Genomic DNA, 14,776 nt, shown 5'->3' on the forward strand with positions numbered 1-14,776 from the left:
ATCAAGCAAATAGGTTATTTATGGAACCCATGGTCGTCATCGCAGCGCGTACTGCTGAAAAAGTTGGTAAAGAGATTTTATATGCGCATCAAAACCGCCACAAAATCGAGTTAGATATTGAGTCTAAAGGACTTGATGGTCTGGTTACCCGCATTGATCGCTTTAGCGAAGAGCTCACTATCGAGACGCTAAAAGCCAGCTATCCTAATCATTCATTTTTGGGTGAAGAGTTCGGTATGCAAGAAGGTCGCGGCGAAGATGCTGACTGGTGCTGGATTATCGATCCACTAGATGGCACTAAGAACTTTGTCCACGGTGTACCGCAGTTCTGCGTATCTATCGCTGTACAGCATAAAGGTGTTACTCAGCACGGTGTGGTCTATGATCCAGTTCGTGATGAGATGTTCTCAGCGAGCCGCGGTAAAGGCGCGCGCTTGAACAATCGCCGTATGCAAGTGAGCGAGCGCAAAACCATTGATGGCGGTTTCTTTACGACCGGTCATCCGCTTGAGCGTAAGCGCAATGGCGAAGTTATCTCTTATGCTAAACAGCACTTTGAGAGCTTACAGAAGATATCTGAGGCAGGTGGTCAGGTACGTCGTATGGGTTCAGCTGCGCTTGATTTATGCTATGTTGCTGCTGGTCGTTTTGACGGTTATTTTGAGATGTCTATCAAGCCTTGGGACATCGCTGCGGGCGAGCTTATCGTAACTGAAGCACGCGGTGTGGTGGTTGATCATACTGGCGCGCACAACTCTATGACATCAGGCTCTATCTTCGCTTGTAATGTGAAATTACTCAAGCCATTGATGCAAACAGTTGTACCAATCTGGGGTGACGCAATCTAAACGTTAACCTTAATGGTATTAACGTTTAGCGCTTTCAGGATTTAGATGTGGTTAGTGTCTAGATTGAGTATGAATGAAAAAAAGCTGGTTCCGTTATGGAGCCAGCTTTTTTGTTTTATCATTACCCTTATTGCCTGCTTTATCTTCAACAGTGATGCCTTTGAATGCTAACTCCTTACTGGTAGTTTCTAGCAGCTGCAACTCTTCTTCTATCAGCATCAGCATATCTTGTACGCGAGGTAATGCCTTGCTACAAGCGGTGATGCCAAACTCAATCTTATCTAGATAACTGGCTAAGGTGATATTCATCGCTTGACCATTGAAGACGATAGAAGCAGGGTACAGCGATTGTAGACGTGCACCATTCCAGTACAGCGGTTTTTCAGAACCGGGTACGTTAGAGATAATTAGGTTAAATGCCTGCTTTCTAGGGAATAATCCTGTCGCCAAATTAATGCCTTGCCACGCGTATGAGGCGATACTGTAGTTAATGACCTGCGCTTGGTTCATGCGGCGAAAGCGACGTTTGCCATGATTCATACTACGATGGATAAGCTCTATCCTGCGCAGGGGATTGTCCAAATGCGTACCCAAGTTTGCCAATACAAATGACAGCTGGTTGCCCGAGATACTATTATCTGTACGCAGTGACATCGGTACAAAAGCAATCAACGGTTTGCTCGGTAGCGCATCCATTGAGATTAGATAACGGCGAATAGCACCTGCACAGACCGCCAGTACCACATCGTTCCTGCTAATTTTGAGCCTTTCAGCAATATCGTTAAACCGTTTTATATCATAAGACTGTGCGGCTATACGCCGTGAGGCTGATATACGTTTATTCAAGATACTCATTGGGGCGTCAAAAGTACCGACGTACCCTTCATCACCGTAGTTTTTCACATTATCTAGCAGTTCTGTAAATACAGGTTTGATAGTAGATATCTGCTCTTTTATGATGCCTCTGATAGATCGTTCGGCAGGCAATATAGCATTTACTTGGTTGCGATGACGTGCCATCAACGACCAGACAGGAAGGGTAACTGGCTCGGTTGGCGATTGTGATAAGGATTTTTGAACCAAACGCATCGCCGCAATGCCATCAACCAAAGAGTGATGAATCTTAAAATACCATGCAAAACGTTCAGGTCCACCTTCGACTTCTGGCTGGATACCTTCGATAACATGACATTCCCACAAAGGCATGGCACGATCTAATAAACGTCCATGTTCTCTTGAGACGTACATCAATAGTTCACGTACGCGTCCAGGACTTGGTAGCGCGACATGATGCAAATGATGCTCAACATCAAAGTCTTTGTCTTTTTTCCAGAAGGCTAAATGTTCAAGTACTTGATTAAAAGGAAAGCTAGGCGGCACATCAGACTCTTGCATTTGTTTTACCAATTGATAGACAAAATCGCTATCTGCATTATCTGGTAATTCAAATACAAACAGTCCACCAACGTGCATGGGCTGTTTACGCGACTCAAGAAGTAGAAACAACTGGTCGACTGCTGTGAGAAGTCGCATAATAAATCCTTTTATGACGATAAGTGTTATGTGAAAATTATAATAAGTAGATATTCAATCAAATAACATTTTTTATTATTTTATAAAGCGTGTTAAGCAATAAACCATAGCACTGACAGCGCTATACGTAAATACTCAACACGCTCTATTATGATATGTCATCTATAATTCAATTTATTGAAAGAAATACCCAGTCTGTGGTGAGCTGGCAGTAGCCATCTTACGCATTGGCATACGACCTGCCAAAAACGCAGCGCGACCTGCCCACATAGCATGTTTCATTGCATGTGCCATCATTACTGGATTTTGTGCATTGGCAATGGCTGAGTTCATCAGTACACCATCACAGCCAAGCTCCATCGCAAGTGCAGCATCAGACGCAGTACCGACACCAGCGTCAACCAATACGGGTACTTTAGCGTTTTCGATTATTAAGCTAAGCGTATGACGATTGAGTAGACCAAGCCCAGACCCAATCAAGCTGCCAAGTGGCATAATGGCGACACAGCCCATGCTTTCTAATTCTTGTGCGACGATAGGGTCATCTGACGTATAAACCATCACTTCAAAACCATCATCAATCAGTACTTTGGCGGCTTTTAAAGTTTCCATAACGTTTGGATATAAGGTTTTCTCATCCCCCAATACCTCAAGCTTAACCAAATTATGCCCACCTAATAGTTCACGAGCAAGCTTACAAGTGCGAATGGCTGTTTCGGCGTCAAAGCAGCCAGCAGTATTCGGTAATATCGTATATTTATCAGGTGAAATCACATCTAATAAGTTAGGCTCATCACTATTTTGTCCAATATTGACACGGCGAATGGCGACGGTCACGATTTCGGCTGCTGAAGCGGCAATGGCTTCTCCAGTCTCTGTCATGTCTTTATATTTACCGGTACCGACTAACAGACGCGAAGAAAAGGTGCGGCTACCAACAGTGAAGGTATCCTGTAAAAGTGGTGTTGGATGAGTAGTGCTAACGTTCTCTGACATAACGGAAAATCCTAATATCGAGCGGGAGAAGGGACAGACAAAATATGATGGGCAATCTAAAAGTTGTAATAGACAATGGTAAGCTGTCAGCAAAAAATCGCATGATATGCTAACTCTGATAGTAATAATATGTGCTGGGCGATAGGTATAAAGCGCCAGTCATATAAAATAATACCCGTCTAAAACAAAATGCTATTATAACAAACTCATGCAACCTTACTGGCAGTCTTTTTTGATTCGAACTGTTAAGGACAAGGCATCAACCCTGTCTTGGCGTGCGTACTTCTTATCTTCTCCTCACTTATTGGGCCGTCTTTATGATGCAATTGCCATACAGCTTTGCGAAACGCCATCAGATTTTGGCCATACTTGCGATAGATCCTGAATTGCCGCCGACATTGGTACTTACCAAAGCTACTCCGTTGTCAGCGATCAATGAAGCAGTACGGTTTTTACAGCAGCAAGGCATTCGCGGTGTACCCACTTACGAAAGTGTTAGCGCGGACGATTTTGAAAAACGTATGAACGCAGCTTATGCTGGCAATACAGGAGAGTCTCAGCATATTGCTGCTGGACTTGAAGACCATCCTGATCTCGATAGCTTGGCAGATAGTGTCCCTGAAACTGAAGACCTGATGGATCAACAAGACGATGCACCTATTATTCGTTTGATCAACGCCTTGTTGTCCGAAGCCATCCGTTTAAGCGCCTCAGATATTCATATTGAGACCTTTGAAAAGCGTTTGGTCGTCCGTTTCCGAGTCGATGGTGAGCTAAAAGAAATCATCACACCAAAACGTCAACTGGCTCCATTGTTGGTTTCGCGTATTAAGGTAATGGCTAAGTTAGATATCGCTGAAAAGCGAGTGCCGCAAGATGGTCGTATCAGTTTAAGACTGGCAGGGCGAGAGGTCGACGTGCGTGTATCGACTTTGCCATCGAGCTTTGGTGAGCGGGTGGTGATGCGTTTATTGGACAAGCAAGCTGGTCGTTTGAATATGACGTATTTGGGGCTTTCTGATAGTGACTACACTGAGCTAAAGCGCTTAATCCATCGTCCACACGGCATTATTTTGGTGACAGGGCCGACTGGCTCGGGTAAAACCACGACGCTATATTCTGCATTGACCGATTTAAATGATCAGACACGCAATATCTTGACTGCTGAAGATCCGATTGAGTTTCAGCTTGATGGTATCGGGCAGACGCAGGTCAACAATAAAGTAGACATGACATTTGCTAAAAGTTTGCGTGCAATGCTCCGTCAAGATCCCGATGTGGTGATGGTTGGTGAGATTCGTGATTTAGAGACAGCAGAGATTGCCGTGCAGGCGTCTTTGACAGGGCATTTGGTACTATCGACGCTGCATACCAACACCGCTACTGGCGCGGTTACTCGCTTACAGGACATGGGTGTTGAGCCGTTTCTGTTGTCGTCGTCACTTATTGGCGTAGTAGCACAACGTTTGGTACGTACTTTATGTTTACACTGTCAGAGCTGGCAGGCTGCTGATACTGAGCAAGCCAAGCTATTTACTGAAATTGGCATTGGGTCAATGCTGAAAAGTGATACCAAAGATATAGTAAATGAGTCGATTCGTTTGCCTAAGCCAGTTGGCTGCGATAAATGTAATCAGTCGGGGTTTAAAGGTCGCACCGCTATATATGAAGTCGTGCCAATCGACGATACATTGCGCCGTATGATTCATAGCAATACGGCTGAGTATGAGCTGGAAGAGTATGCTCGCCAGAAAACACCGTCGATACGTGCAGATGGTTTGCGTAAAGTTATAGAAGGGCGTACGACATTGGAAGAAGTGCTACGTGTAACGAAAGAGAGCGCCTTAACGGACGAGAAAATATTGGTGTAAATTTGCAGACTCGATATCGGTATAACAGACAAAAAATAACTGGCGTGAATAGCCAGTTATTTTAGTTTTAATATTTTTATGATTGTGAAGCTTTAGAGTTTTCAGCCGCTATTATTTGGCAGCCATACATTCAATCTCAACGCTTGCTCCAGCAGCCAGTTCTGATACTCCAAAGGCTGAGCGTACAGGATAAGGCTTTATCATCTCAGCCTTGTAGACCTTATTAAAATCATCAAAGTCATCCATATCAGTCAGCATGACCATACATTTAACAATATCAGACCTTCGGTAGCCATATTTTAATAACGTGCTATGGATATTATCTAGCACTTGCTTGGTTTCAGCTTTGATACCGCCTTTGACCAGTTTGCCATCTTTAAAGCCAATTTGTCCCGACATATACAATGTATTGCCCACGCGTACAGCTTCTGAAAAAGGATAAGTACCGCCATCACCCAAGAAAGTAGGCCCAGACTTAGCAACGCTGACAGCTGTCGTTGTATTGGCATTAGCGCTATGAACAAAACCCAATGAGCACATAGTGGCTAGCGCTAGCGTAGATAGGCAAGTACTAAGTTTCGACATACTGTTTCCTCATTGGGTTTGTTATCAATTTTTATTAACTACTTATCAGCACTATTATTTTGAATAGATGAGGCGTCGTTTTCTTCGATTGGTGCATCGGCTTCAGTGTCATTTTCTGCAACTTTTTCAGACGCTTTACCTTGGCGGCGTGCCTCTAGTTCCGCTTTTGGTATCCATGCCCACGTCATCTCAACCATAATTGGATCGCGGTCACTATCAGACTCACGATCTTTGATGACACAAGGGATAATCATCTCACCTTTTGGTGTGTTTAGGATATCCAAACGCTGTTCATCAGACAAGCTTGCAATAGCAGCAATTTGACCTTTTTTGATTGGACGATGGAAATTTACCGAGTAAGACTTAATCAGCAGAATGCGATCAGAGGGCAAGTTTAAACCCAAAATAAACCCCGTAGCCGTCTCAGCTAGTAATGTGATGGCGACTGCATGAATAGAGCCGATATGGTTTTGGACGGCCTTATTGTTATTTAAACTAACGACGACTTGGTTTGGTTCTACCGTCTCATAATAAATGCCAGTTGTGCCGACATAGGGGACGACCTTGCCAAAGGCTTTAGATAAAATACTTGAGCGTGCACCAGCAGGCAGATATTTGGTGACTGATAACAGTTTAGTAAATTGATTGCTAATTGGTTTTAGCGTGCTACTGGGTTTCTCAACTGAAGATTTTGTGCTGTCAGATACTTTGGCTGGCAGTTTATTGGTCAGCTTGGCGGGTAGTTTTTTTAATAATCCTGACATACAAAATTCCTTAACGTAAATGAGTTGAATGACATTCTTAGTATGGCTTTTTATGATAGCGACAAAAATATAGGTTATAAAAGTCACTACAAATACTATGGTACATCAACCATTGCCTTCCTACTATTATTAGCATGAACTGCTGCGCTTACAAAACTATAGTAGCGTGGCTATGTTGCTAGGTTATGTCATCAATTTAGATCGCCACTTAAAGCAGCCTAGTCATCTTATCTATCAGCAACATTTGGGCATTAATATTATTAAGTGATTGGTATAGTCAGTTCAATATAATTTGGATACAAGGAAGCCGAGGAACAGTACTACAAATAGTAGATTAAGCGAGACTGACACCGCATCTAATTTATAGAGGGTTGACTATAGTTACCATGCCAATAGACAGCCACGTTATAATGACAAAATGTTAGCATGTCTATTTCAAACCTGTTTTCAATGCCGCTGGATAACGTTATGCCTGATATGTCTGATCATGAACCGACCAATATTATTTATACGGGCGTTGCTGGTACAGGTAAAACCTATAGATTGCTGCAAATCGCGAAGCAATATACCGACTATCTACCCAAGACTGAAAATGAGGACTTATTAGAACAGCTGCTGCAAGGTCTAAGCTGGCGCGAAGTATTGTGTCTGGTGTTTTTAGATCTACGTGCTGAGCAGCAGGATTTGTTAAAGGTACGAGAAATTATTGATCATCCTTTTTTTATGACCAAAGCTGCTCAGAACGCACGTGATAAAAATCTAGATAGTACAGCTTGGTTAGAGTTACGTAGACATAGCCCTACGAATTCTCAAACAGTCAGTTTTGATAACCGCGCGAGCCAAGCTTATTTTGATAAAGACAATAGTGGAGCATGGTATTTATTGCCAGAGAGTATGGTGCTACTAGAAGATTTATCGCAGCAATTAGCAGAGTTTCAGCAGGCACAGCGTGACAATCAAGCCCATCAAAATCAAAATATTGCTCAGCAACGTTTTAGTATGGTGAGCTTCCATCAAGCCTACGGTTATGAAGAGTTTGTAGAAGGTATACGGCCTGTCATGAGTGGCGCCGCACAAGTAAACAATAGCCCTTCTAATCAGAATCAAATGAGTTACGCGGTGCAAAATGGAGCATTCCTGAAGCTGTGCCAACGCGCCGCCCGTGACCCTCAGCAGCGTTATGCCATGCTGATTGATGAGATTAACCGTGCTAACGTGTCACGGGTGTTTGGCGAGCTTCTCAGTTTGATAGAGCCTGATAAACGAGCGGGCAAGCCGAATGCGATGACAGTGAGTTTGGCGTATTCTGGGCGTGCTTTTAGCGTGCCTGCCAATGTCGATATTTATGCCACTATGAATACCCAAGACCATTCTTTAGCGCCACTTGATATGGCATTACGTCGACGTTTTCGCTTTGTGGATTGTCCGCCGCAGCCTAATTTACTATCGACAATTCATGATAGTAATGACACTGATGCTGGTGTGTCTGAAGACTTAGAAGCAGGTACGATAGATTTGAGTAAATTACTAACAGGCTTGAATAGACGTATCATGCAGACACTGGGAATAGAAGCACAGTTGGGGCATGCGTTTTTGTTCGCCGTCACTCAGTTAGAGCAATTACAAACGGCGCTCGTCGAACAAATTATTCCTCAATTGGCTCAAGCAGCTGGTGGTCAAATTACGGTGCTGCAGTATATCTTTAGAGATGAGCAGCAACCGACGAGTAAGCAGTTTGTACAGGACAGTCAATCGCTAATGAATGACGACTTGTATAATCCGATGGGCAGCCAAAATAATGCTTCCGCTGAACACCAAATGTTTGCAAGGCAAGGTTCTTTTCTTGGTCAGTCTATGAGTATGAATAGCTATACTATCAATGCCGATTTGATTGCTAGAGATGGTGAGTTTAATCATGCTGCTATCTATCAGCGTTTGTACTAGCAGGGTGACTGTTCAGTGATGACGAATAATCCATATTACGCCAAGGAACACTCTATTAGGGTAAGCAGTCGCCAGACTCGTATCCCTAACAGTAGTGTCGCTACTATGAATGTTATCACCGTGTTTGAGCATCAACGCTTGTCCATGCATGATTTTTTGCACGCGTCTGACTTCGACTGGCTAATGGCACAAGAGTTTGCAGTATTTACTATCAAGCGTAAGCAAGGACAGTGGCAGCTTAAGGTTGGACACTATATTGGAATTATTCTGCTACCCAGTAGCATGACGCTTGAGATATTACCAAAGCTCAATCAGTCCACTCAGCCTAGCGATATCGTCCAGACTCGTCATTGGATACAGGGTATGCTATCGGATTTGATTCATCTTGATGCGCATAACAATCGTAAGCTACCCGATATGAAAAACTTCGGTCAGTTTAGTTCCCAGTCCAATTCTTTACCGTTAAAAGTATTGCCTATATCAGACTGGTTGATTGAGCAATTTTTGCAGCGTTTAATGGATTATCAACCAACCAAGCATTATCAGGCTCAGATTGAAAATCAGGCATCCCTGCAAGGTCGACTGCTCATCAAAGAGCAACTGCGTCACAATAGTATGCAACCGCATAAGTTCATCTGTGAAAGTAGCGTATTCAGTCACAACATGTTGGCCAATCGGCTGATTAAAAGAGCATTGGTTTACTTGATGCCTTTATTGCCCCAGTTTATTTCTTCAAAACTGTTGCAGCCATGGCAGCAAGTGCCTACGCTAAACAACCGCGAAATGCAGCAGATAGCGTTAATATATGCTCAAGTAAAGCGTCAACTAGACGTTCAGCCACTCCAAAAGCAAAAATTGCACAACGCGCAGCAGTTAGTAGACTTGGCATACTGGTTATTGAAACAGACGACAGCTGCGACAGGTAACGGTATTGATCCAAGTAGACAAAATTGCTCTCAGCTAAGGTTGTGTTTATTGATTGATATGAATCAAGCTTTTGAGCAATGGGCAAGTCAGCGTATTGCATCGATGTTTCAACAGATTAGTAGTAGTTACCGTCCTTTTTATCAGACCCAAAGTGTCTGGCTTAACGATGCTGAAGGACTAGCATGCTTATCTATACGGCCTGATTTGCTGATATTTAAAACCGTCTCTGACGATTGTCAAAATCAGAACGATATAGCATCTCATCAAACTAAAGCCAAAAACAAAACCAAAGGTCACTACAGTCATGTCATCGATATTAAGTGGAAGTACTTACCACATGCCGCTGCAATTAGTGCGAGCGACGCTTATCAATTGACCAGCTATGCACAAGCTTACTTGGCGGGGCAGGTCTGGTTGGTTTATCCGGTGCTAGGTAGTGATAGGCAGCCAGTAGCGCTCAAGCAGCAAACTCATTATGGTAGTAATGATAGCAGTAGCGATGATATTAAAAACAATGAATCAATTGATGCCCATTTATGGTTAATGCCGTTTGATGTTTTGACAGGTACACTCAACGGTGAAGTACTGCCACATCTGGAGAAATGTAATACGGTCAATAATGACAACGCGAATGACTGACTGATAGGTAAATAAGAAAAGGGTCTTACTGTCACTATTTTGGCAAAATTGACGTAATTTGAAAAAAATTAGCGATTATTTGAAATTAATCGAAAATAGGTGTTGACACAATCGCCTTTACCCCTTAATATGTGCACCTCGATAGCGAGGAACATTAACAAGTTAGCGGCATTGCCAACAACGAGTTGATTAACAAAATATCGTGATAATAGAGAATTTCGGAGTGTGGCGCAGTTTGGTAGCGCATCTGGTTTGGGACCAGAGGGTCGTAGGTTCGAATCCTATCACTCCGACCATCTATTTTAAGAGCCTTACAGGCTTTTTTTTATGTATAACGGTTTAGTTTCTGATATAGTAAAATATATCGCAAAGTAAGCTTAGTATATAAAAGTCCTCTAAGAGCGCCTGTAGCTCAGCTGGATAGAGCATCTCCCTTCTAAGGAGGTGGCCGCAGGTTCGAATCCTGCCAGGCGCACCATTTAGCCTGCAAATCTTGCCTATTCTTTGGCAATAGTTATGGCGGTTGTAGCTCAGTTGGTAGAGCCCCGGGTTGTGATCTCGGTTGTCGTGGGTTCGAGTCCCATCAGTCGCCCCATATTTTATTCTCTATGTATCTACATACAAATCATATCTTAATCTAAAAATATATCAGTAATAGCACTCGCCCTTGATGGCGATTTTTTTATGCCTATTCGATTTTATCTCTATATTACCTTTATAAGATTAAACAGATAGAATTTGATAGCATCTTCAATACTAGATAATCCCCCAAATTTTTATCAATACTTCCTGTAGGTTTTCCTTAAGGCCTAGCGTGACTGTGTCTCCTCTATTATTGTTTAGTAATTCTAATAAGTAAATAGACATGACGTTTTAAATGATGCATTATGCTTAAGTGTTTTCACATCCATTGTATTTAATAAAAATTATTTATTGGAGCAAGTATTGGCATAGAGGAAACTGACAGAAATCGTTATTAAGAATACTATTATTTTTTTAAGATGAATCGTTATTAATCTGCATTATTGAGGAATTGATTGATGGACGCACTAAGTGTATTGCTGCAAAACGTGCATTTATTTGAGACTAAGTATTATCGTCTAAATGGCACTGGCAATTGGTCTTATTCTATTACTAGAAAAGACACCATTTTATTTTACTTAGTAATGTCTGGCGGTTTTTGCATCGATGTTGGTAATGGTCTACGAGAAGCTCGCGCTGGCGACATGATCATGATTCCGAATGCGCACAAGCATGTGAGTTACGCACTCAATCACCATGGCGATGTTGCCGAGTCGCTTGATGAACTATTGAGTAATTGCACCGAGCGTACACTTGATATCGATGGCGATGGCGACCCCAATTCTTCTTTGATACTGATCGAATGCAAATACGACAAAGAGATGATTAATCCTCTGTTGTCAGTACTGCCACCGATATTGCCAGAGCTCAATGATGCTGCTGACGGACGGTTTGAAGTGATTGATGTAGAGATAAAGCTGCTAACACTAGAAGCTGAGCGTGAGCGTATGGGCAAAACGGCTGTAATCAATCATTGGGCAAGCATCATGATGATTGAGTGTTTGCGCGTCTATATTGAAAGCTTGCCTGAAGCCACAGAAAACTGGCTCAAAGCCATGAAGGATCCATTTTTGACTAAGGCGCTAGCCGCAATGCATGGGGCACCGGGTGAGAGCTGGACCATTCATCAGCTTGCCGAAGTGGCAGGGATGTCGCGTTCCAGCTTTGCACAGCGTTTCAAAGACACTGTTGGCATGCCGCCACTGACTTATCTGATCGATTACCGCTTACGATTGGCGGCTCGCTATTTACGCTTACAGCAAAACAGTATTAGCCGTATCAGCGAGATGGTGGGCTACGCCTCAGATTCAACTTTTAGTCAGGCATTTAAACGTGTGTATGGTGTTTCGCCAAAAGCATACCGTCAGCAGTATCGACAGAACAATCTTGCATAGTTCTAGTTGCTGTTTATTTAAGTTATTTAAATAGAATCTCGACGATAAGCGCTAAGGTCATTTATATGTCCTTGGCGCTTTTTTTTAATTTGTGAATATATATTGTTTATAAACGTTGAGTCACTCATATCTATAAGATCTTTGGTAACTTGCTATGGCTATTTTAGTTAAGGGCAGCTGACATTGAGTCTGTGTTCAGGTACTATGGGTTGATGAGTCGTCGAGACAAAAGCGTTGATGTTGTAGCGCGTTATATGTCCTTATACGATAGGCATATAAAAGGATCGAGACGATGTTTATTTTCGCTGCTGATGGTATGTTATGACTGAACCGACCGCAAAGCTAAATGCAGAAAGTAATGGCCAACAAGAGGCTGCTGCAACTGCTAAAATAGAAAGTAATGTTGATAAAAACACTGCTATAGATAACCCGCATGTCAGCAAAGATGCACCGAAAAATGAGTCGGTAGAGACACCTGATAAGGCGGCATTATTGACGATGTTTACCTTGTCAGATATCGAGGCGGTATCAACTGAAGCAGTAATATCTGAGTCATCCGATAGTCTTACAGTAGCTGCAAAACCTGTGGCTCAAGAAACTAATGTCGCTACGCAGCGTGTTGCGCTTTATCGTGCTCAGCATGAGCGTACTCGACTGTTATATATGGCATCTGCCAATACGCGTCCTACTTACTTAGTACAAACCCTGAAGCCGCAATTCGCAGAATATCAGCAATATTTACTTGCGCAGCAGCTTGATAAACGTGGGTTGATGGATACGGATACGCTCGAAAGACTCTGGCAGCAGCTGCATGTAGTCGATGACATTATTGCAGATATCGTACGCCATATGCCTGCACAGCAACCCGCCGGTTGGCAGCTAACGACTCAAGATGGTCGCAATCCATTGTGCTTTGCTACGGTCGGTAAGTTAAAGCACGGCAAGCCAATTCGCGACCAAGGTAGCCTCAACAGTTATGTACTTGGGCACTTTGGTGTGAGTAGTTTTACTTACGATCGAGGCTATTATATCGGTCATGTGGTTGGTTATTTATTCAGCTGTTATTATTGTGCCCATCTGTCGATTACTTATGGCGTCACAGCTCTTGGCCAGCAAGTCGTGGCTGACTATGATTATGCCAGTCTTGAAACCCCGCATATGGTTAGATTATTACAAGGTCTTGACGGTTATTGCAAAAAACGCATTTATCAGTTGGCCGTTATTTGTGCGCGCTTGAGCGTTTTCGCGAGTGATAAACGTATTGAAAGAATGCTAATCGCTGAGGTCAATGACTTCGATAAAAAGCTACAGCAGCAGCATCTGGATGTCTTATTATTACAAGGTTTGATGCCTGATAGTAATGACTCAACGCCACTTTTTTAAGCGTCACATGTCAAATTAATAAATTTCTATTAAGTCATAAATTATAACTGTCTACCTGTAAGTCTCTTAGGATATCTGTTGCCATGCCTGCCTATCATTTCAAAGCGCTTGACGACCATGGCGTTGTCCAAAAAGGCTTGCTAGAGGGGGATTCTGCGCGGCAAATTCGCCAGCAGCTACGTGATAAGCAATGGACACCAGTTGAAGTCAACCCGGTCAATGACAGACAAAGTCAGAGCAAAAACCGCTACAAAAAACCGTCTGCATACGAGTTGGCATTGCTGACACGTCAGCTATCTGTGCTACTAGCAGCGGGTATTCCACTTGAGGAAACCTTGGCAGCGGTTGCTAAGCAATCCCCAAAGACTCATATCAAATCCCTGATGCTTGCGGTACGCTCACATGTCTTGGAAGGGCTCAGCTTAGCACGTGCCCTGCAACAAGCTGCTAGCTTTCCACCGTTATACATCGCTACGATTGCCGCAGGCGAAAAATCTGGCCATCTTGACCTTATCCTCAATCAGCTAGCAGACTACACCGAAAACCGTTTTGCCCTCCAAAAGAAAATCCAAGGGGCTATGGTCTATCCAATTGTCCTGATGGTAATGGCAATTGCGGTAATTATGGGGCTGATGAGCTTCGTCGTGCCCAAAATTGTCAAAGTCTTTGAACAGTCTGAGCAAGCACTGCCTTTAATTACTCAAATTGTTCTCACGCTATCGAATATCATTACTCAGTGGTGGTGGTTAATATTACTGGTATTGGCAAGTACCGCATTTTTATTCTACCGTTTTGCCCAAACGCAAGCAGGTAAATTAACGATTGATAGCGTGGTACTAAGATTACCGATACTCGCTAGATTGTCGAGAGGATTGAATGCCGCGCGGTTTGCCAGTACCCTTGCGATACTAGTACGCTCAGGGGTGCCATTGATTGAGGCATTACATATTGGGGCTGCGGTCACGACCAATTTACATATCCAAAAAACCATTATCACTGCTGCTGATAGGGTCACAGAAGGCTCTAGCTTGTCTAGCCAACTAGAGAAATCTACTTACTTTCCACCGATGATGGTACAGATGATAAAAAGTGGAGAAAACTCAGGCGAGCTTGAAAATATGCTGAGCCGTGCCGCCAATATGCAGGAGGCAGAAGCAACCAATTTTATCAGCACCTTATTATCATTACTTGAACCTCTAATGCTAGTGCTAATGGGCGTAGTAGTCATGATTATTGTGATGGCGGTTATGCTACCTATTGTTAATATGAACGATTTGGCAGGTTAGGTTAAAGTTAACGCGCTAGTTAAT

General features: G+C 43.0%; 11 protein-coding genes and 3 tRNA genes. 10 read left to right on the forward strand and 4 right to left on the reverse strand.

Annotation, left to right across the window (positions count from 1 at the left end; translation table 11 throughout):
* Nucleotides 1-20: 20 nt before the first annotated feature.
* Nucleotides 21-848 (forward strand): inositol monophosphatase family protein, encoded by an 828-nt coding sequence (locus B2863_RS08745; protein ID WP_057758174.1) that lies wholly within the window; start codon nt 21-23, stop codon nt 846-848.
* A 93-nt stretch (nt 849-941) separates the two neighbouring features.
* Here the strand turns inward: B2863_RS08745 and B2863_RS08750 are convergent, their stop codons facing one another.
* Together B2863_RS08750 and B2863_RS08755 are read right to left on the reverse strand one after the other, a co-directional pair.
* Complete coding sequence (locus tag B2863_RS08750) at nt 942-2,381, reverse strand: WS/DGAT/MGAT family O-acyltransferase (protein ID WP_296209387.1); 1,440 nt, start codon at nt 2,379-2,381, stop codon at nt 942-944.
* Between the two features lie 174 nt (nt 2,382-2,555).
* Nucleotides 2,556-3,377 carry a thiazole synthase gene (locus tag B2863_RS08755; protein WP_101205496.1) on the reverse strand — a complete coding sequence of 274 codons (822 nt, stop codon included), beginning with the start codon at nt 3,375-3,377 and terminating at the stop codon, nt 2,556-2,558.
* A gap of 317 nt (nt 3,378-3,694) precedes the next feature.
* Between B2863_RS08755 and gspE the strand changes: the two genes are divergently transcribed.
* Nucleotides 3,695-5,248, forward strand: coding sequence for a type II secretion system ATPase GspE (gene gspE, locus B2863_RS08760; RefSeq protein WP_296209389.1), 1,554 nt, complete (start codon nt 3,695-3,697; stop codon nt 5,246-5,248).
* 111 nt (nt 5,249-5,359) lie between these two features.
* Here the strand turns inward: gspE and B2863_RS08765 are convergent, their stop codons facing one another.
* Together B2863_RS08765 and B2863_RS08770 are read right to left on the reverse strand one after the other, a co-directional pair.
* Nucleotides 5,360-5,833, reverse strand: coding sequence for a RidA family protein (locus tag B2863_RS08765; RefSeq protein ID WP_296209391.1), 474 nt, complete (start codon nt 5,831-5,833; stop codon nt 5,360-5,362).
* A gap of 38 nt (nt 5,834-5,871) precedes the next feature.
* A complete protein-coding gene (locus B2863_RS08770; RefSeq protein WP_296209394.1) occupies nt 5,872-6,597 on the reverse strand; it encodes a DUF4442 domain-containing protein in 726 nt (241 codons plus the stop codon).
* A 426-nt stretch (nt 6,598-7,023) separates the two neighbouring features.
* Here B2863_RS08770 and B2863_RS08775 point away from each other — a divergent pair, with 426 nt between their 5' ends.
* The 8 genes from B2863_RS08775 to gspF all read left to right on the forward strand — a co-directional run bounded on the left by B2863_RS08775 (nt 7,024) and on the right by gspF (nt 14,752).
* Nucleotides 7,024-8,541, forward strand: a complete 1,518-nt coding sequence (locus B2863_RS08775) for an McrB family protein (protein ID WP_296209397.1) — start codon at nt 7,024-7,026, stop codon at nt 8,539-8,541.
* A gap of 18 nt (nt 8,542-8,559) precedes the next feature.
* Nucleotides 8,560-10,107: an McrC family protein gene (locus B2863_RS08780; protein WP_296209399.1), complete on the forward strand. Its 1,548-nt coding sequence runs from the start codon at nt 8,560-8,562 to the stop codon at nt 10,105-10,107.
* Between the two features lie 219 nt (nt 10,108-10,326).
* A tRNA-Pro gene (locus B2863_RS08785) sits at nt 10,327-10,403 on the forward strand.
* Nucleotides 10,404-10,508: 105 nt separating this feature from the next.
* Nucleotides 10,509-10,585, forward strand: a tRNA-Arg gene (locus B2863_RS08790).
* Nucleotides 10,586-10,626: 41 nt separating this feature from the next.
* A tRNA-His gene (locus tag B2863_RS08795) sits at nt 10,627-10,702 on the forward strand.
* 445 nt (nt 10,703-11,147) lie between these two features.
* A complete protein-coding gene (locus tag B2863_RS08800; protein ID WP_296209402.1) occupies nt 11,148-12,083 on the forward strand; it encodes an AraC family transcriptional regulator in 936 nt (311 codons plus the stop codon).
* Between the two features lie 321 nt (nt 12,084-12,404).
* The gene (locus B2863_RS08805; RefSeq protein WP_296209405.1) at nt 12,405-13,466 is read left to right on the forward strand and encodes a hypothetical protein; all 1,062 of its coding nucleotides are present in this window, start codon (nt 12,405-12,407) and stop codon (nt 13,464-13,466) included.
* Nucleotides 13,467-13,549: 83 nt separating this feature from the next.
* Nucleotides 13,550-14,752 (forward strand): type II secretion system inner membrane protein GspF, encoded by a 1,203-nt coding sequence (gene gspF / locus B2863_RS08810; RefSeq protein WP_296209407.1) that lies wholly within the window; start codon nt 13,550-13,552, stop codon nt 14,750-14,752.
* Nucleotides 14,753-14,776 lie beyond the last annotated feature (24 nt).

Source organism: Psychrobacter sp. UBA3480, assembly GCF_002377945.1.
In the GTDB taxonomy this organism is placed as follows: Bacteria; Pseudomonadota; Gammaproteobacteria; order Pseudomonadales; family Moraxellaceae; genus Psychrobacter.